Raw genomic sequence first — 17,840 nt, 5'->3', positions numbered from 1 at the left:
TTACACGATTGTGCGAGGGGAGTATTGAGTAACTACTGGGTAAGTCCATGGTGGTATTCCACAAGCCCCGGCGGGGCTGACGCGGCGAATGATAACACCGCAAAACAGCTTTGTACGTGACAAAAGCGCGGCAAGAACAATTGCTTGCATCACAAACTTCGATCTCGCGTGAAAACCTGGCTATACGACGCCATCGACGCGCCCCAGGACACCCTGGCGAGCGCGAAAAAAGGGTCTAACCTGAAGGAGGCGAACGTCACGGAGGACTGTTCATGCGAGGAAAGCACGTCGCAGCGCTATTGGCCGCTGCGCTTCTCTACCCTGTTGAAGACAGCTCGGCCACCAGCGTGTTCCGTTGTACAGGGGCCGACGGCCATGTCACCTTCACCCGCCACGGCTGCGCAAGCGATCAGGCGCAACATCTGCAGGATACGCGCAACCCTACGCCCAGCAGTGGCAAGACCTTTCCCCTTGCCAACCCAGACCGACACGCAATGCCCAGCCCAACGAGCGCCGGGGAGCTGGTCATAGTTGGTCAACAAGACGACGGCTGCGGCAACCTGCTGACCAGCAGCGAGAAGCGCCAGGCAATCATCCGCAAGGAAGTCCGCAGCGGCATGAGCCGTGCCGACGTGGAGAACAGCCTGGGTAAACCGGACAGGGTCACAGCCAGCAACGGGCAGCAGCGTTATCACTACAAAGAAAAACGCAAAGGCGGCAGCAGCCGACAGGTCAGCTTCGACGAGGCCGGTTGCGTGAAGAAATGACGCGCAAAGAAAAAGGGCCTGCATCACTGCAGGCCCTTTCAGTATGGCGGACTCAGGAGGATTCGAACCTCCGACCGCTCGGTTCGTAGCCGAGTACTCTATCCAGCTGAGCTATGAGTCCGTTACAGAACGCCTTCAAGGCAGCGCCTTTAGTGCGATCTTTGGCGCTTTTAGACCAGATCACCGCTGGTTGAAACATGACCTTGCATCGCTGCAGTGCCATTGAATATGGCGGACTCAGGAGGATTCGAACCTCCGACCGCTCGGTTCGTAGCCGAGTACTCTATCCAGCTGAGCTATGAGTCCGTTGCAGAACGCCTTCAAGGCAATGCCTTTCGTGCGATCTTATGGTGTTTTTAGACCAGACCACCACTGGCTGAAACAAAATGGCTTGCAAGCGATGCAAGCCATTGAAAATGGCGGACTCAGGAGGATTCGAACCTCCGACCGCTCGGTTCGTAGCCGAGTACTCTATCCAGCTGAGCTATGAGTCCACTTTTTGGTGCTTTTATACCAGATCACCTCTGGTTGATTCGCCAGCCCGGCTTGCGCCCGACTCGCTGAATAATGGCGGAGAAGGGGGGATTCGAACCCCCGACACCCTTTTGAGGTGTACTCCCTTAGCAGGGGAGCGCCTTCGGCCACTCGGCCACCTCTCCGCAACACGGGGCGCATGATAAACATGTTTTCCCCGTTTGCAAACAAAAATTTGTAGAAAAATTAGTGGCTTGGTTCGTCACCCTTCTCTTTCTGGATGCGCTGGTAGATTTCTTCACGGTGTACGGCAACCTCTTTCGGCGCATTGACACCAATACGCACCTGGTTACCTTTCACACCCAACACGGTGACAGTCACATCATCACCGACCATCAGGGTCTCTCCGACCCGGCGAGTCAGAATCAGCATTCCTTTCTCCTCAACGGATTACATTCTCAGGACAACAGTCTGCAAAAAGAAAATGGTGCCGGCTTCCTGCTAAATCAAGCCTGAAAGCCTCCACCCAAGTATTGACCAGCCCGCGTAGAAAGAAAGTTCCCACGTGCCAGTCAAAAAGACGAAAGGCGCGGAACCAGCCGCGCCTTTCAAATCAGTGCAATCACTCGCCCTGTCGGGCCGGGGCATCCAGCTCGAAAGCGGTATGCAGAGCGCGTACCGCCAGCTCCAGATACTTCTCTTCGATCACCACGGAAACCTTGATCTCGGAGGTGGAGATCATCTGGATATTGATGGTCTCCTTGGCCAGGGCCTCGAACATGCGACTGGCGACACCGGCGTGGGAGCGCATGCCAACACCGACGATGGAGACCTTGGCGATGTTGGTATCACCGACCACTTCTCGGGCGCCCAGCTCGTCTGCAGTCTTCTGCAGCACACCCAGAGCGTTGTTGTAGTCGTTGCGGTGCACGGTGAAGGTGAAATCGGTGGTGTTATCGTGCGAGACGTTCTGCACGATCATGTCCACTTCGATGTTGGCCGCGCTGATCGGGCCGAGAATCTTGAAGGCGATGCCAGGGATATCCGGCACCCCACGGATGGTCAGCTTGGCTTCGTCGCGATTGAAAGCGATGCCGGAAATGATCGGCTGTTCCATGGATTCCTCTTCATCAAGGGTAATGAGGGTGCCCGGCCCCTCCTGAAAGCTGTGCAGGACGCGCAGCGGGACGTTGTACTTGCCGGCGAACTCCACCGAGCGAATCTGCAGCACCTTGGAGCCGAGGCTGGCCATTTCCAGCATTTCCTCGAAGGTGATCTTTTCCAGACGCTGAGCCTTGGGCACCACACGCGGGTCAGTGGTGTAGACACCATCGACGTCGGTATAGATCTGGCACTCATCGGCTTTCAGCGCCGCAGCCAGGGCCACACCGGTAGTGTCGGAACCACCACGCCCCAGTGTGGTGATGCTGCCGTGCTCGTCGACACCCTGGAAACCGGCGACGACGACGACGCGACCGGCCTTGAGATCAGCGCGAATCTTCTGGTCATCGATCTGAAGAATGCGCGCCTTGTTGTGTGCGCTGTCGGTGAGGATGCGCACCTGGTTGCCGGTGTAGGACACCGCCGGCACGCCACGCTTGATCAGCGCCATCGCCAGCAGGGCGATGGTCACCTGCTCGCCGGTGGACACCATGACATCCAGCTCACGCGCAACCGGGTCGCCATCAGTGATCTGTTTGGCCAGATCGATCAGGCGGTTGGTTTCGCCGCTCATGGCGGAAACCACGACGACGATGTCGTCACCGTTCTCGCGGAACTTCTTCACCTTGTCGGCCACCTGCGCAATGCGCTCGATGGTGCCGACGGAGGTGCCCCCAAACTTCTGTACGATCAAAGCCATTTCAAAAAGCCGCCTGATTCCTCGAAGGGCGCCCATTAAACCCGCATCGGGTCATACTGCCAAGGCCCGCCGGACGCACTGCGGGCCCCGCTCTCGCTCGTTACGAAGCCTGCTCGACCAAGGTAGCAGCCAGAGCCAGGGCTTCATCCAGTTTGCCGGCATCTACGCCGCCGCCCTGAGCCATGTCCGGGCGACCACCGCCCTTGCCACCCACGGCTGCAGCGGCCTGACGCATCAGGTCACCGGCCTTGACCCTGGTAGTCAGATCCTGGGTCACACCGGCGACCAGCACCACCTTCTCATCGAACACACCGCCGAGCAGGATCACTGCGCTGCCCAGCTTGTTCTTCAACTGGTCGACCAGCGCCAGCAGCGCCTTGCCGTCCAGGCCATCGAGACGCGCAGCCAGCACCTTGGTACCCCTGACGTCCACGGCCGAACCGGCCAGGTCGTTACCGGCGGCACTGGCGGCCTTGGCCTTGAGCTGCTCCAGCTCCTTTTCCAGCTGACGGTTGCGCTCGATCAGCGCCGAGAGCTTATCCAGCACGTTGTCGCGGCTGCCCTTGACCAGGGACGCGGCTTCCTTGAGTTGCTCCTCGGCACCGTTGAGCCAGGCCAGCGCTTGCGCGCCAGTGACCGCCTCGATACGACGCACGCCAGCGGCCACGCCGCCTTCGCTGGTGATCTTGAACAGGCCAATATCGCCGGTACGGGATACGTGTGTGCCACCGCACAGCTCGACGGAGAAGTCGCCGCCCATGCTCAGCACCCGCACCTGGTCGCCGTACTTCTCGCCGAACAGCGCCATGGCGCCCTTGGCCTTGGCGGTCTCGATATCGGTTTCCTCGGTCTCGACCTCGGAATTCCTGCGAATCTCGGCGTTGACGATGTCTTCCAGCTGCTTCAGTTGCTCGGGCTTGATCGCCTCGAAGTGGCTGAAGTCGAAACGCAGGCGCTGACTGTCGACCAGCGAGCCCTTCTGCTGAACGTGATCGCCCAGCACCTGACGCAGCGCGGCATGCAGCAGGTGGGTCGCGGAGTGGTTCAGCGCGGTCGCCTGGCGCACACCCGCTTCGACTTCGGCCTTGACGCTGGTGCCGACACTCAGACCGCCCTTGGCTACCACACCGTGGTGCAGGAAGGCGCCGCCGGCCTTGGTGGTGTCGCGCACATCGAAACGCACGCCAGCGCTTTCCAGGTAGCCGCAATCGCCGACTTGACCACCAGATTCGGCGTAGAACGGGGTCTGATCCAGCACCACCACACCCTCCTCGCCTTCGGCAAGGCTGTCGACCGCGTCGCCAGCCTTGAACAGGGCGATGATCTTGCCGCTGCCGCTGGTGCCTTCGTAGCCGAGGAAACGGGTGTCACTGTCGACCTTGACCAGGGCGTTGTAGTCCATTCCGAAGGCACTGGCGGAACGGGCGCGCTCGCGCTGTGCCTCCATTTCACGCTCGAAACCTTCCTCGTCCACCGACAGCTCGCGCTCGCGGGCGATGTCGGCAGTCAGGTCGACCGGGAAACCGTAGGTGTCGTACAGCTTGAACACGATATCGCCAGGAATGACCGAGCCCTGCAGGCCGGCCAGATCCTGCTCGAGGATCTTCAGGCCCTGCTCCAGGGTCTTGGCGAACTGCTCTTCCTCGGTTTTCAGCACGCGCTCGATATGCGCCTGCTGCTGCTTGAGCTCGGGGAAAGCCTCGCCCATCTCGGCTACCAGCGCGGCGACGATCTGGTAGAAGAAGCTACCCTTGGCGCCCAGCTTGTTGCCGTGGCGGCAAGCGCGACGCACGATGCGGCGCAGCACGTAGCCACGACCTTCGTTGGACGGGGTCACGCCGTCGGCGATCAGGAAGCTGCAGGAACGGATGTGATCCGCCACCACCTTCAGCGAGGCCTGGCCTTCATTGGCGCAGCCGACGGCCTTGGCCGAAGCGGCCAGCAGGTTCTGAAACAGGTCGATCTCGTAGTTCGAGTTGACGTGCTGCAGCACGGCGCTGATGCGCTCCAGACCCATGCCGGTATCCACACTCGGAGCCGGCAGCGGATGCAGAACACCGTCAGCAGTGCGGTTGAACTGCATGAACACGTTGTTCCAGATCTCGATGTAGCGGTCGCCATCTTCTTCCGGACTGCCGGGTGGGCCGCCCCAGATGTGCTCGCCATGGTCGAAGAAAATCTCGGTGCACGGACCGCACGGGCCGGTATCGCCCATCGCCCAGAAGTTGTCGGAGGCGTACGGCGCGCCCTTGTTGTCACCGATGCGGATCATGCGCTCGGAGGGAACACCGATTTCCTTGTTCCAGATCTCGAAGGCCTCGTCATCGGTGGCGTAGACGGTGACCCAGAGCTTTTCCTTGGGCAGATTCAGCCACTTGTCGGAAGTCAGGAATTCCCAGGCGTAATGAATGGCATCGCGCTTGAAGTAGTCGCCGAAGCTGAAGTTGCCCAGCATTTCGAAGAAGGTGTGATGGCGCGCGGTGTAGCCAACGTTTTCCAGGTCGTTGTGCTTGCCGCCGGCGCGCACGCACTTCTGGCTGGTGGTGGCGCGAGTGTAGGCGCGCTTTTCCAGGCCCAGGAAGCAGTCCTTGAACTGGTTCATGCCCGCGTTGGTGAACAGCAGGGTCGGGTCGTTCGCCGGAATCAGCGAGCTGGAAGCGACACGGGTGTGCCCTTTTTCTTCGAAGAAGCTCAGGAAGGCTTCACGGATTTCTGCGCTTTTCATAGGGATATCCACGGAGTCAGGCGGCCACGGCAAAAGCCGGCAAAGCAGACCACGCGAACAAGGCGAGCAAGGGCCAGGCAAGGTCAAACAGGAGAAACGCGGTGTACAAGCTGTAAATTGAGCATGTCGACCGAGCTGGCGAGCAGCCTGTTTTAACGCCACATGACCGAGCGCAGCAGATTTCGCGCAGTCTGAAAGGGCCGCATTATATCGGGCCTACAGCCCGCGGCTAGTGCCTTTCTCGACTGTGCCGCCCTATCACCTGCAGAAAATCGAGCAAAACACCATTGATGCAATGAAGGAAGAGCCCCACGCTTTTCAGACACGTCTTATACAGCCCCTCCCCGCCCATCTTTAGAGTGGCCGCAGCTGTCGTCAGTCGGGAGGCCCCATGCACGCGCTCAAGATACTTCTCCTCGAACACAACCCCTACCAGTTGCTGGCCATGCATCAGCAGTTGAACGCTTGCGGGATCTACCAGGTCATGACCGCCGAGGACACCGCGCAGGCCGCCGACCTGATGGCGCGCCGTGGCAGCCCGGACATCCTGATTTGCGACCTGCTGCCGGATGACGAGGCTCGTCTGGCGTGGCTCAGGCAATTGAGCGAGCAACGCGCCTTCTACGCCCTGATCGTGCACGGCAACAGTCACCGCGCACAGCTCGAGCAGGCAACCCGACAAGCCAGGCAGCTTGGCATACAAGCATTGGGTTTCCTGCAGAAACCCTCCTCTCCACCTGCCTTGCGCAAGCTGCTGGAATTCTACAAAGCGGTATCCCTGCTACTGCCGGTGGCCATCGAACCCCACCACTACGGCGAGCTGCAGAGCCCCTCCGCCAGCCTGTGCCTGCCGAACTTCCCGAGCTGATCAGACGCGAGAAAACTCGGTGAAGGCCTGCACAACCTGCTCGACCTGCTCGGCGCCAACATCCAGATGGGTGACCAGGCGCAAGCGGGGCGCGGCACTCACCGCGATACCGCGCTCGGCCATGAAGGCCTTGACCGTGCCGGCCCGCTCACCGAGTTGCACGTAGACCATGTTGGTCTGCACCGGCTCGACGCTGTAGCCCAGTTCGATCAGAGCGCTGCCCAGGCGTGCCGCGTTGGCGTGGTCCTCGGCCAGGCGCTCGACCTGATGCTGCAGCGCATACAAGCCTGCCGCTGCCAGCACACCAGCCTGGCGCATACCACCGCCAACCATCTTGCGCAGGCGTCGCGCCCTGGCGATCAGCGCAACGCTGCCGCAGAGCACGGAGCCAACGGGCGCACCGAGCCCCTTGGACAGGCACACCGAGACCGAATCGAAGTGCTGGGTGATCTCGCGCGCCGGAACACCGAGCTTGACCGCCGCGTTGTACAGGCGGGCACCATCGAGGTGCAGGCTCAAGCCACGGCGACGAGTGAGTTCGCGGGCGGCAGCCAGGTAGTCGAGCGGCAGCACCTTGCCCTGCATGGTGTTTTCCAGCGCCAGCAGACGGGTACGGGCGAAGTGGAAGTCGTCCTGCTTGATCGCCGCTTCGACCTTGGCCAGATCCAGAGAGCCATCGGCTTCGCCGTCGATCGGCTGCGGCTGGATGGAGCCGAGTACGGCCGCACCGCCGCCCTCGTACTTGTAGGTGTGCGCTTGCTGGCCCACGATGTATTCGTCACCGCGTTCGCAGTGGGCCATCAGGCCCAGCAGGTTGCTCATGGTGCCGGTGGGGACGAACAGCGCCGCCGCGAAGCCCAGCTCATCGGCCAGCCAGGCCTCCAGACGATTTACCGTGGGGTCTTCGCCATATACATCATCACCCAGCTCGGCAGCCATCATGGCTTCGCGCATGGCGGCGGTAGGTTGGGTGACGGTGTCGCTACGCAGGTCGATCAGGGGCATGACAGGCTTTCCCGGCAATTGGCGAAAGGCTCATGCTAAAGAGGTCGCACAGACGGTGAAAGATACAGTTGCGCGATAAAGCGACTTGCCGACACCTTAGCCCGGATGCAATCCCGGGAAAATGTGCCGGTCATCCCCGGATTGCATCCGGGCTACAGCAAGCCGGCACCGTCATCCGGGACGATGAGAATGGCGGCGCGCAGGCCGTTCTTGACCTTGGGATTAGGGAAGATGATCCGCGCCCCCTTCTCTTCCACTATCCAGCGGCTGTCGGCGATGTCTTCGGCAAGCAGGTAACCGGGCTCCAGTTCGGTGAAATTTTCGATGTCGTCCGGCAGGTGCAACCGGAAGCTGTCGCTGTGCTTGATGACCTCACGTGACACCGCAAACAGCTGCAAGCCATCGAGCGTTGGCTCGCCGCTGATCACATTGCGCCCTTCGATCAGTGCGCGCAGCGCATTCTCCAGCAGATCGAGGTTGACCAACTCGTTCTGGCCGAAGGCACGCGCCTTGCCCAGCTCAAGGGTGAAGGCCTCGGCGCCGAGCTGTGCATAGGTGTAGGCGCTGAAGGTGATCGACGACTTGTTCTGCAGCAGCACCGCCTCGATACCGGCAGCGCGCAGACGCTCCAGCTCGCGACGCGAGTGAGCGCGACCTTCCTGCCAGGGATAGAGGGCGAACTGCTCGATCTTCGAGCCGCGAATAGCCGTGTGCAGGTCGTAATGCAGGCGAGTGCGACCCGTTTGCTTGCCGAAAAAGGTGGCGACCAGGTGCTCCAGATCGCAGGCACGAATGGCCTCGAAGCCACTGGATTGCTCGTGACGACCACTGAACAGGCGATTGAGGTCCTGCTCGATATAGCGCTCACCGCGGCGCATCGCCTCGGGATTGCCGAATAGAAAGAGAATACGCGCAGCCGGATGCAGTTCATTGCGCGCGATGCCGCGCAGCAGACGGTCGAGCAGCTCGATTGGCGCGGTTTCGTTGCCGTGGACACCGGCAGAAAGCAGCAGGTCGAGGCCATTGTCGCGCGCTGCAGGCGGAGTCACCTCCAGCGCTCCCTCATCGAGCCAGCGCAGACGCGTACCATCGGGCGTCAGTTGAATCTTCGCCGACGGCTCGTGGCCGGCCAGGGTCAGTTCAAGCAGTTTGCCGAGGGCAAGCATGGGGACTCCTTGGTTAGCAGCATTTTTGCAGGGTGGGCTTAAGCCCACCAACAGCGGCCAGCCTTGGTGGGCTGAAGCGGAGCGCCGCCCGGCACACCCTACAAGATTCAATCAGTGGTTGCAGTCCGGACCATGAACATGACCATCGTCATCGGCAATCATCGGCTCCATCTCCAGCTGCAGGCTCACCAGGTTGGTGGCCTGTGGACGCAACAGCAGGTTGACGTACTCGGTATCGCCCTCTTCCACATCGACACCGATCAGCAACTGATCACCAACGGCCTGTACCCATAGCTCCTTGCCCTGCCAGACCACGGCGAAGCGACTGCAGGAGGTCTCCAGCTGGGTACCGTCGTTATCTTCAAGAATCAGTTGCAGCGCGTCGCTCATAAAATCTCCGGGAATCGAGGTCAGGTTCAGGCTATCTGGAAAGGATAGACCGAGCCCAGTTTAAGGATCTGCGTCAGTTCATCCAATGCCGTGCGGCATTCGGTCAGCAATTGCGGGTCGGCCAGATCGGCTTCACTGAGGCGATCGCGGTAGTGCTTGTCGACCCAGGCCACCAGGGTGTCGTGTAGCGCGTCGCTCATCAGCACGCCCGGATTGACCGCAGCCAACTCCTGCTCATTGAGCGCCACACGCAGGCGCAGGCAAGCCGGACCACCGCCGTTCTGCATGCTCTGCTTGAGGTCAAACACGTGCACCTCGCGGATCGGCCCGCCGCTCGCGGTCAGTTGCTCCAGGTAGCGCCAGACACTGGCGTTGCTCTTGCACTCCTCTGGCACCACCAACAGCATGCTGCCATCGGCGCGGGTCAGCAGTTGGCTGTTGAACAGATAGGAACGCACCGCATCCTGCACGCTGACGGCAGAAGCTGGCACGCAGATGGCCTGGAAGTTGCCGCCGCGCCGAGCCAGTTTTTCACCCAGTTCGGCCAGTACCTTGTCAGTACCCAGGAAGGCATCCTGATGATAGAGCAGCACCTCGCCATTGCCCACGGCGATCACGTCATTATGGAACACGCCCTGATCGATCACTTCCGGATTCTGCTGGGCGAACACCACCCCGGCCTTGCCCAGGCCATGCAAGCGAGCCACCGCATGAGAGGCTTCCAGGGTCTGCCGCGCCGGGTAGCGCTGCGGAGCCGGATAGCGGCTGTCGAAGGCGCTGCGGCCGTAGACGAAGAACTCCACACCGGCGTCGCCGTAACCCTTGCAGAAGCGCGTGTGGTTGGCCGCACCCTCGTCGCCGAATTGGCTGACCGCCGGTAGCGCCGGGTGATGAGCGAAGTGCGCATCGCTGGCGAACATCGCCTGCAACACCCGGCTGGTGGTGGGGTGCTCGATGCTGCGATGGAACTTGCAGTTGAGGTTGGCAGCGGTGAAATGCACGCGTCCATCGGCCGTGTCGGCACTGGGGCTGACAGTGCAGGCATTGGCAGTCCACATGCTGGAGGCCGAACAGCTCGCAACCAATAAAGGCATGGCGCCCTTGGCAGCCTTGGCGATCACCTGCGCGTCGCTGCCGGTAAAGCCCAGGCTGCGCAAGGCGGCGACGTCCGGACGCTCCTGCGGGGCCAGCACGCCCTGCTTGAAGCCCATGTCCATCAGCGCCTTCATCTTCGCCAGGCCCTGCTTGGCAGCCTCCTTGGGGCTCGACACGGCCTGACTGTTGCTCTGCGACGCGACGTTACCATAGGACAACCCACCGTAGTTGTGAGTCGGCCCGACCAGGCCGTCGACATTCATTTCATAAGCAGTCATTACAGAGTCACTCCCGGGGTCAGGGTCGCGGGTAAGGCCAGATTTTCGCTCTCGAGCCCGGCCACCGGGTAAGCGCAGTAATCCGCTGCATAATAGGCACTGGCGCGGTGGTTGCCCGACGCGCCGATACCACCGAAAGGCGCAGTGCTGGCGGCGCCAGTGAGCTGTTTGTTCCAGTTGACGATACCGGCGCGGCTGTGCAGCCAGAACTGCTCGAAGCGCGCACGCGAGTCGGACAACAGGCCGGCGGCCAGACCATAAGCGGTGGCGTTGGCCTCGGCGATGGCTGCCTCGAAACTGTCGTAGCGGATCACCTGCAACAGCGGACCGAAGAACTCTTCGTCAGGACGATCACTCACGGCCGTGACATCGAGAATGCCGGGCGTCAGCAGCGCGGCACCTTCCTGCGGCTGGGTCATCGCCAGCAATGCGGTGGCGCCACCCGCCAGCAGGTCCTGCTGGGCCTGCATCAGTTGCGCGGCGGCCTGCAGGGAAATCACCGAACCCATGAACGGCGCCGGCTGCTCGTCGAAGCGACCGACCTTGATCTGCCCGACGACCTGCACCAGACGCGCCAGCAGAGCGTCGCCCCACTCCCCTTGCGGCACCAGCAGGCGGCGCGCGCAGGTGCAGCGCTGGCCGGCAGAAATGAACGCGGACTGGACGATGGTGTACACGGCGGCATCGACGTCCACGACCTGATCGACGATCAGCGGGTTGTTGCCGCCCATCTCCAGCGCCAGGATCTTGTCCGGGCGCCCGGCGAATTGGGCATGCAGCAGGTTGCCGGTGCGGCTGGATCCGGTGAAGAACAGCCCGTCGATACCGGGATGGCCGGCCAGGGCGACACCGGTTTCGCGGCCGCCTTGCAGCAGGCTGAGCACGCCTTCGGGCAGCCCGGCCTCTATCCAGCATTGCACGGTCAACTCGGCTACCTTCGGCGTCAGCTCGCTGGGCTTGAACAGCACGCAGTTACCAGCCAACAGCGCCGGCACGATATGGCCGTTAGGCAAGTGGCCGGGAAAGTTGTAGGGACCGAACACCGCGACCACGCCATGCGGCTTGTGGCGTAACACCGCGGTGGCGTCACCCAGCGGGCCGCTCTTCTCGCCAGTACGCTCGCGATAGCTCTGAATGGAAATGGCGACCTTGCCCACCATGCTGTTCACTTCGGTGGCAGCTTCCCACAATGGTTTGCCGGTCTCCTCGCCAATTGCCTGGCCCACTTCGTCGGCACGCGATTTCAGGCACGCGGCGAAGCGCTCCAGCACGGCGATACGGCCATCCAGCGAATGCGCGGCCCACAATGAGAAAGCGCCACGCGCAGAGGCAACGGCTGCATCGACCTGCGCAGCGGTGGCGCCCCGACCCTGCCAGAGCACGGCCTGGCTGACCGGGTCGAGCGATTGCAGCGACTCACCCTGACCGGGCTGCCACTGACCTGCGATGTAATGAGTGTTCATTTTGTTTTACCACTCCCAGCATTTTCCAGCGGCCTGCTTGGGCCGCCGCGCAAACCCATAACTCAGCCGTGCGCCGCCAGCGCCACGGCGCGTACCTGATCACCAGCGGAAAGGCGCAGACGCTTGGCGGTCAGCGGATCGACCACCAGAGTGCCGGCCGCCAGGCGCCCAGGCGCAGCGGTGATGCGGCAGTCCTGGCGCTTGCGGTTGTGCACCAGGAACGGTTTGGCGTCATCACCCGGCGTACCGATGGCCAGCACCAGATTCTGACTACTCTGCACGGCGCGAATCTTCGCGGTTTCCGCCTCTATGGCCGGACCTGCATCGAAGATGTCGACATAACCCTGATAACTGAAGCCCTCGGCCTTGAGCATGGCCAGCGCCGGCTCGGTGTCCGGGTGCACGCGGCCGATCACAGCGCGCGCATCCTCGGAAAGAAAGCAGGTATAGAGCGGAAACTTCGGCATCAACTCGGCAATGAAGGCCTTGTTGCCGACGCCGGTGAGGTAGTCCGCCTGACAGAACTCCATCTTGAAGAAATGCCGGCCGAGGCTCTCCCAGAACGGCGAGCGCCCACGCTCGTCGGACATGCCGCGCATCTCGGCGATCACCTTGTCGCCGAACAGCTCGCGAAACTCGGCGATGAACAGAAAGCGTGCCTTCGACAGCAAGCGTCCGTTGAGGCCAGTGCGGTAATCGGCGTGCAGGAACAGCGAGCACAGTTCGGAGTTGCCGGTCAGGTCGTTGGCCATGAACAGCGTCGGCACCTGGCGATGGATGTTCAACTCCTGCGAAGCGCTGACGGTCAGGCCGACCCGATAGTTGTACCAGGGCTCACGTAGACCGACGGCGCCGGCCACCGCAGAAATGCCCACGACCTTGCCGGCATCGTCTTCGAGCACGAACAGGTAGTCGGCGTCGGCCCGCTCGGCCTCGCCACGAAACGCCTTCTCCGCCCAGCCGACCCGATGCGCAAGGCGCTCCTCGTTGGCCGGCAACGTGGTCAGGCCAGCGCCGGTGCTGCGAGCCAGGTCGATCAGGGCCGGCAAGTCGGCACTGCGCACGGGACGAACAATCATAAAGCCTCCAGATTCCTCAAGAGCGCCGCCGGCACTCTCCTCTGCCCTTGAAGGGCGCCCACTCCAGCCGGAGAGAGCCTGTTAAACCGCTACCAACCTGACGCTGGCGCCTTCGCCGACACCCAGAGCCTCGGCCGCCTGTGCGCTGAGCACCACGGGCTTGCCCGGCACCCAGTCGAGGTCGGCGACGATGGCGCGAAAATCCTGCAGCTGGCCGTTGCTCACCAGATACTGGCGCCCGCCCGCCTCGGCCTCGCCGATCTTCACCGGCACCAGGCGGCTCTGCGCGATGCTGCGGATGCCCGAGGTGCGTGCATGCAGGGTCGGGCCACCGTCGAAGATATCGATGTAGTGATCGGTCTCGAAGCCTTCGCGCATGAGGATGTCGAAGGTGATCTGCGCGCGCGGATGCACCTGCCCCATGGACTCCTGCGCCTCGTCCGAGAGCAGCGGTACGTAGATGGGGTAATGTGGCATCAGCTCGGCGAGGAAGGTGCGGCTCTTGAGCCCGCACAGACGCTCGGCCTCGGCATAGGTCATGTCGAAGAAGTTACGCCCCAGCGCGTCCCAGAACGGCGAATCGCCGTTCTCGTCGCTGTGACCGACGATTTCCACCACCACGGCATCAGCGAAACGCTCCGGGTGACCCGCCATGAACAGCAGGCGCGCGCGCGAATTGAGCTCGGCGAACACGCTGCTGACCAGCGGGCGTTCAACGTAGAAGCTGGTTAGAAGGCTGTTGCCGGTCAGGTCGTGACACAGCGACAGCACGTGGATCTTGTTGTGGATCTTCAGCTCACGCGAGTTGTGCACGAAGGTTTCGTTGCGAAAGCTGTAGAAGGGTTCGGAATAGCCCGCCGAGGCGACGATGCCGGAACAACCGACCAGGCGACCGCTCTCGGTGTCTTCGAGGACGAAGAAGTAGCTTTCCTCGCCGTTGAAACTGACTTCGGCGGCGAACGACGCATCCGATGCGGCGATCTTGTCGCCCAGCCGATCTGCATCGTCCGGCAGTGAAGTGACACCTACCGGGCTGTCAGCAGCCAGTCGCTGCACTTCGGCCAGGTCCGCCATTTGCGCAGGGCGCATCACCAGCATGGGTCACTCCTTCTTAAACAGGGTATTCGTAGCCCGGGTCGGGCAAACAGCCGTGGGAGGCACTTTCGGCTCGGGCATCCTGCTTCGCTCTACCTCCTGCATCCATGCAGTCGCAGCGGCGATTGTCACGGCCAAAGCCTCCCACGGCAGGTCAGCAGGAACTCAGGCCGCCGTCAGTTTGCTCAGCGCACGCTCGAAACGCGCCAGGCCTTCGTCGATATCGGCCTCTTCGACCACCAGGCTCGGGGCGAAACGCACCACGTCCGGGCCGGCCTGCAGAATCATCAGCCCCTCGGCAGTGGCGGCATCGAGCACCTGCTTGGCCTTGCCCATCCACGCCTCGTTGAGTACGCAGCCGAGCAGCAGGCCCATACCACGTACTTGCCCGAACAGACCGTACTGCTTGCCCAGAGCCAGCAGGCGCGTCTTGAACTGCTCGCTCTTGACCTTCACACCGTCCAGGGTCTGGCGGGTGTTGACGATATCCAGCACCGCTTCACCGACCGCACAGGCCAGCGGGTTGCCGCCATAGGTGGTGCCGTGGGTGCCGGGCGAGAAATGCTTGGCCAGATCGGTGGTGGTGAGCATCGCGGCGATAGGGAAGCCGCCGCCCAGGCTCTTGGCGCTGGAGAGAATGTCCGGCACCACGCCGTAATTCATATAGGCGAATAGCTCGCCAGTACGGCCCATGCCGCTTTGTACTTCATCGAACACCAGCAGCGCGTTGTGTGCGTTGCACAGCTCGCGGGCGCCTTCCAGATAGGCCTTTTCAGCCGGAAGCACGCCGCCCTCGCCCTGCACGGGCTCCAGCACCACGGCGCAGGTCTTGTCGGAAATGGCGGCTTTCAGCGCGTCCAGATCGTTGTACGGCACATGGGTGATGCCTTGGATCTTCGGGCCAAAGCCGTCGGAGTACTTCGGCTGACCACCGACGCTGACGGTGAACAGCGTGCGGCCATGAAAGCTGTTGGTGGCGGCGATGATCTCGTGCTTTTCCGGGCCGAAACGGTCATGGGCGACGCGACGGGCCAGCTTGAACGCTGCCTCGTTGGCCTCGGCGCCGGAGTTGCAGAAGAACACCCGCTCGGCGAAGGTCGCTTCGACCAGCTTCTTGCCCAGGCGCAGGGTCGGCTCGTTGGTGAAGACGTTGGAGATGTGCCACAGGGTATTGGCCTGCTTGGTCAGCGCCGCGACCAGTGCCGGGTGGCAGTGGCCAAGCACGTTGACGGCGATGCCGCCGGCGAAGTCGATCAGCTCTCGACCGTTCTGATCCCAGACTCGCGAACCCAGGCCGCGCACGGGGACGAAGGCAGCAGGGGCGTAGTTGGGGACCATGAACTGGTCGAAATCGGCGCGTTGCACCGCATCGTGCTGAACGGACATCAAAGCTCTCCTGATGAGAAATACCGGCCGCTGGCAGGCGGTGAAGCGCCCGAAACGACAGGGAATGCAAGGATTGTAGGGACTGAATCGGGGCCGGCATTGTCGCCATGCGACAACTTCTTACAGCGCCACCCCGGGTTTTCCGCGGGTTTTCGTCCAAGCGACAGAAAGCGTCGGAAAGGCGCAGTTTAATCGCAGATCGCCGCCTGGAGCACGCCGCTGGAAAAATTATCCGCAGGCTGACCGGTCAGTATCGAAAGTCCTGCTTGCGTAGCTCGGATGCAATCCGGGGCCAACAACAGATCGCCCCGGATTTCATCCGGGCTACCGCCAGCGCACACCGTGGGAGGGGCGTTAGCCGCGACCGCCCCGATCAACCGCGCTCGACCGGCGTCGACGTCAGCTCGAAGGGGCTGTTGCTGCGACGCTGGTTGCGATCATCACGCGGCGTGGCGCCGAAGAAGTTGCGGTAGGCACTGGAGAAGTGCGGCCCCGAGGAGAAGCCGCAGGACAGGCCGATCTGGATGATCGACTTGCTGGTCTGCATCAGCAGCTGGCGTGCCTTGTTCAGGCGCAGCTCCAGGTAATACTGGCTGGGCACGCGGTTGAGGTACTGCTTGAAAATGCGCTCCAGCTGACGACGCGACACGCACACATGCTGGGCGATCTCGTCGGTGGTCAGCGGCTCCTCGATGTTGGCTTCCATCAGCAGCACGGCCTGGGTCAGCTTCGGATGGCTGGAGCCCAGGCGATTCTGCAGTGGAATACGCTGACGCTCACCGCCCTCGCGAATGCGCTCGACCACCAGTTCCTCGCTCACCGCACCGGCCAGTTCGGCGCCGTGATCGCGTGCCAGCACTGCCAGCAGCAGATCGAGCACCGCCAGGCCGCCACAGGCGGTCAGCCGATCACGATCCCAGTCGAACAGATGACTGGTGGCGATGACCTTGGGGAAGCGCTCGGAGAAATCGTCCTGCCAGCGCCAGTGCACTGCTGCGCGATAACCATCGAGCAAACCGAGCTGAGCCAGTGGATAGACCCCGGCGGACAGCCCGCCGATCACGCAACCGCTGCGCACCTGCTGCTTGAGCGCAGCCGCCAGACCGGCAGAAACCTGCGCCGGCGGCGCATCAGCGAGCAGGAACAGCTTGTCCAGCCCCTCCAGATGCCCGGCCCACGGCTCGCCAGGTAGACGCCAGTCGCCCGCGACCAACGGCTCGGCCTGGAGGAACACCAGCTCGTACACCACTTCCGGGTGAACACGCTGAGCGACACGCAGGGCCTCCTCCGCCAGAGACAGAGTCAGGGCCTTGGTGCCAGGCCAGTATAAAAAGCCGATTCGATGGGGTGTCATTAGTGTCTATTCAATGGGTTCAACGCACCAGTCAAGTGCGAAGTCTAGCTTCTTATTATTTGAGACTGCCGGAAAGGAACTGCTGCAGCCGCTCGGATTGCGGATTGGCCAGCACTTCCTTGGGGCAGCCGCGCTCTTCCACCAGCCCCTTGTGCAGAAATACCAGTTGGTTCGACACCTCGCGGGCAAAACCCATTTCGTGGGTCACCACAACCATGGTGCGGCCTTCGGTAGCCAGATCCTGCATGACCTTGAGCACTTCACCAACCAGCTCGGGGTCGAGCGCCGAAGTGGGTTCATCGAAAAGCATCACCTCCGGCTCCATCGCCAGGGCACGGGCGATGGCCACGCGCTGCTGCTCGCCACCGCTCATGTGCGCCGGGTAGGCGTCCTTGCGGTGCGCCACGCCAACCTTGGCCAGGTAGTGCTCGGCCTTGTCGCGAGCCTCGCCCTTGCTCACGCCCAGCACGTGCACTGGCGCTTCCATCACGTTCTCCAGGGCGCTCATGTGCGACCACAGGTTGAAGTGCTGGAACACCATGGCCAGACGCGAGCGCATGCGCTGCAGCTGCTTGGCGTCGGCGGCGCGCAGCGAACCGTCCTTGGCCGGTACCAGCCTCAGCTCTTCATTGTTGAGCAGGATCTTGCCGGCATGCGGCTGCTCCAGCAGATTCAGGCAGCGCAGAAAGGTGCTCTTGCCCGAGCCGCTGGAGCCGATGATGCTGATCACATCGCCCGCCTTGGCCGCCATCGACACGCCCTTGATCACCTCATGGCTGCCGTAGCGTTTGTGCAGGTCCTGAACTTCGAGTTTGTACATGTTCGGGTTCTCTT

Annotated in this window: 15 protein-coding genes and 4 tRNA genes; 2 read left to right on the top strand and 17 right to left on the bottom strand. The window is 62.3% G+C overall.

Annotation, left to right across the window (positions count from 1 at the left end; all coding sequences use genetic code 11):
* Positions 1-272 precede the first annotated feature (272 nt).
* The gene (locus H3221_RS16040) at positions 273-767 is read left to right on the top strand and encodes a DUF4124 domain-containing protein (protein WP_224490637.1); all 495 of its coding nucleotides are present in this window, start codon (positions 273-275) and stop codon (positions 765-767) included.
* Between the two features lie 44 nt (positions 768-811).
* Here H3221_RS16040 and H3221_RS16035 read toward each other — a convergent pair.
* From H3221_RS16035 to alaS, 7 genes are all read right to left on the bottom strand, one after another.
* Positions 812-888 (bottom strand) — tRNA-Arg (locus tag H3221_RS16035).
* Between the two features lie 108 nt (positions 889-996).
* Positions 997-1,073 (bottom strand) — tRNA-Arg (locus H3221_RS16030).
* A gap of 111 nt (positions 1,074-1,184) precedes the next feature.
* Positions 1,185-1,261, bottom strand: a tRNA-Arg gene (locus H3221_RS16025).
* Between the two features lie 74 nt (positions 1,262-1,335).
* Positions 1,336-1,426 (bottom strand) — tRNA-Ser (locus H3221_RS16020).
* Positions 1,427-1,487: 61 nt separating this feature from the next.
* Positions 1,488-1,673, bottom strand: a complete 186-nt coding sequence (gene csrA, locus H3221_RS16015; protein WP_003244478.1) for a carbon storage regulator CsrA — start codon at positions 1,671-1,673, stop codon at positions 1,488-1,490.
* Between the two features lie 190 nt (positions 1,674-1,863).
* On the bottom strand, positions 1,864-3,102 hold the full coding sequence (locus H3221_RS16010) for an aspartate kinase (protein WP_160020294.1): 1,239 nt from the start codon (positions 3,100-3,102) through the stop codon (positions 1,864-1,866).
* 100 nt (positions 3,103-3,202) lie between these two features.
* The gene (gene alaS, locus H3221_RS16005) at positions 3,203-5,827 is read right to left on the bottom strand and encodes an alanine--tRNA ligase (protein WP_196474563.1); all 2,625 of its coding nucleotides are present in this window, start codon (positions 5,825-5,827) and stop codon (positions 3,203-3,205) included.
* Positions 5,828-6,218: 391 nt separating this feature from the next.
* Between alaS and H3221_RS16000 the strand changes: the two genes are divergently transcribed.
* A complete protein-coding gene (locus H3221_RS16000) occupies positions 6,219-6,695 on the top strand; it encodes a response regulator (protein ID WP_196474562.1) in 477 nt (158 codons plus the stop codon).
* On the opposite strand, the gene ltaE is transcribed toward H3221_RS16000, so the two are convergent.
* From ltaE to H3221_RS15950, 10 genes are all read right to left on the bottom strand, one after another.
* Positions 6,696-7,700: a low-specificity L-threonine aldolase gene (gene ltaE / locus H3221_RS15995; RefSeq protein WP_196474561.1), complete on the bottom strand. Its 1,005-nt coding sequence runs from the start codon at positions 7,698-7,700 to the stop codon at positions 6,696-6,698.
* A 152-nt stretch (positions 7,701-7,852) separates the two neighbouring features.
* Positions 7,853-8,866: a succinylglutamate desuccinylase gene (astE, locus tag H3221_RS15990; RefSeq protein WP_196474560.1), complete on the bottom strand. Its 1,014-nt coding sequence runs from the start codon at positions 8,864-8,866 to the stop codon at positions 7,853-7,855.
* A gap of 111 nt (positions 8,867-8,977) precedes the next feature.
* Positions 8,978-9,256, bottom strand: a complete 279-nt coding sequence (locus H3221_RS15985; RefSeq protein ID WP_196474559.1) for a topoisomerase II — start codon at positions 9,254-9,256, stop codon at positions 8,978-8,980.
* Between the two features lie 26 nt (positions 9,257-9,282).
* On the bottom strand, positions 9,283-10,629 hold the full coding sequence (gene astB / locus H3221_RS15980) for an N-succinylarginine dihydrolase (RefSeq protein WP_196474558.1): 1,347 nt from the start codon (positions 10,627-10,629) through the stop codon (positions 9,283-9,285).
* Complete coding sequence (gene astD, locus H3221_RS15975; protein ID WP_196474557.1) at positions 10,629-12,092, bottom strand: succinylglutamate-semialdehyde dehydrogenase; 1,464 nt, start codon at positions 12,090-12,092, stop codon at positions 10,629-10,631. Before astD ends, astB begins: the two co-directional genes overlap by 1 nt.
* A gap of 62 nt (positions 12,093-12,154) precedes the next feature.
* Positions 12,155-13,171: an arginine N-succinyltransferase gene (gene astA / locus H3221_RS15970; protein WP_196474556.1), complete on the bottom strand. Its 1,017-nt coding sequence runs from the start codon at positions 13,169-13,171 to the stop codon at positions 12,155-12,157.
* Between the two features lie 81 nt (positions 13,172-13,252).
* Positions 13,253-14,269 (bottom strand): arginine/ornithine succinyltransferase subunit alpha, encoded by a 1,017-nt coding sequence (aruF, locus tag H3221_RS15965; RefSeq protein WP_196474555.1) that lies wholly within the window; start codon positions 14,267-14,269, stop codon positions 13,253-13,255.
* A 162-nt stretch (positions 14,270-14,431) separates the two neighbouring features.
* Positions 14,432-15,652: an aspartate aminotransferase family protein gene (locus tag H3221_RS15960; RefSeq protein ID WP_196474554.1), complete on the bottom strand. Its 1,221-nt coding sequence runs from the start codon at positions 15,650-15,652 to the stop codon at positions 14,432-14,434.
* 373 nt (positions 15,653-16,025) lie between these two features.
* Positions 16,026-17,006, bottom strand: coding sequence for a transcriptional regulator ArgR (gene argR / locus H3221_RS15955; protein ID WP_196474553.1), 981 nt, complete (start codon positions 17,004-17,006; stop codon positions 16,026-16,028).
* Between the two features lie 55 nt (positions 17,007-17,061).
* Positions 17,062-17,826 carry an ABC transporter ATP-binding protein gene (locus H3221_RS15950; RefSeq protein WP_196474552.1) on the bottom strand — a complete coding sequence of 255 codons (765 nt, stop codon included), beginning with the start codon at positions 17,824-17,826 and terminating at the stop codon, positions 17,062-17,064.
* Positions 17,827-17,840 lie beyond the last annotated feature (14 nt).

The sequence above is a fragment of the Pseudomonas chaetocerotis genome, assembly GCF_015712105.2.
GTDB classification, from domain to species: Bacteria; Pseudomonadota; Gammaproteobacteria; order Pseudomonadales; family Pseudomonadaceae; genus Aquipseudomonas; species Aquipseudomonas chaetocerotis.
Note: the sequence above shows the minus strand (reverse complement) of the source record. Positions and strands in the feature narration are given on the sequence as shown.

What these genes read in the sequence shown, in the direction of transcription:
- astA (WP_196474556.1), bottom strand. Translation starts at nt 13,171, where the DNA reads ATGATTGTTCGTCCCGTGCGCAGTGCCGACTTGCCGGCCCTGATCGAC.
- csrA (WP_003244478.1), bottom strand. Translation starts at nt 1,673, where the DNA reads ATGCTGATTCTGACTCGCCGGGTCGGAGAGACCCTGATGGTCGGTGAT.
- H3221_RS16040 (WP_224490637.1), top strand. Translation starts at nt 273, where the DNA reads ATGCGAGGAAAGCACGTCGCAGCGCTATTGGCCGCTGCGCTTCTCTAC.
- astE (WP_196474560.1), bottom strand. Translation starts at nt 8,866, where the DNA reads ATGCTTGCCCTCGGCAAACTGCTTGAACTGACCCTGGCCGGCCACGAG.
- alaS (WP_196474563.1), bottom strand. Translation starts at nt 5,827, where the DNA reads ATGAAAAGCGCAGAAATCCGTGAAGCCTTCCTGAGCTTCTTCGAAGAA.
- H3221_RS16010 (WP_160020294.1), bottom strand. Translation starts at nt 3,102, where the DNA reads ATGGCTTTGATCGTACAGAAGTTTGGGGGCACCTCCGTCGGCACCATC.
- astD (WP_196474557.1), bottom strand. Translation starts at nt 12,092, where the DNA reads ATGAACACTCATTACATCGCAGGTCAGTGGCAGCCCGGTCAGGGTGAG.
- H3221_RS15985 (WP_196474559.1), bottom strand. Translation starts at nt 9,256, where the DNA reads ATGAGCGACGCGCTGCAACTGATTCTTGAAGATAACGACGGTACCCAG.
- ltaE (WP_196474561.1), bottom strand. Translation starts at nt 7,700, where the DNA reads ATGCCCCTGATCGACCTGCGTAGCGACACCGTCACCCAACCTACCGCC.
- H3221_RS15960 (WP_196474554.1), bottom strand. Translation starts at nt 15,652, where the DNA reads ATGTCCGTTCAGCACGATGCGGTGCAACGCGCCGATTTCGACCAGTTC.
- H3221_RS15950 (WP_196474552.1), bottom strand. Translation starts at nt 17,826, where the DNA reads ATGTACAAACTCGAAGTTCAGGACCTGCACAAACGCTACGGCAGCCAT.
- aruF (WP_196474555.1), bottom strand. Translation starts at nt 14,269, where the DNA reads ATGCTGGTGATGCGCCCTGCGCAAATGGCGGACCTGGCCGAAGTGCAG.
- H3221_RS16000 (WP_196474562.1), top strand. Translation starts at nt 6,219, where the DNA reads ATGCACGCGCTCAAGATACTTCTCCTCGAACACAACCCCTACCAGTTG.
- argR (WP_196474553.1), bottom strand. Translation starts at nt 17,006, where the DNA reads ATGACACCCCATCGAATCGGCTTTTTATACTGGCCTGGCACCAAGGCC.
- astB (WP_196474558.1), bottom strand. Translation starts at nt 10,629, where the DNA reads ATGACTGCTTATGAAATGAATGTCGACGGCCTGGTCGGGCCGACTCAC.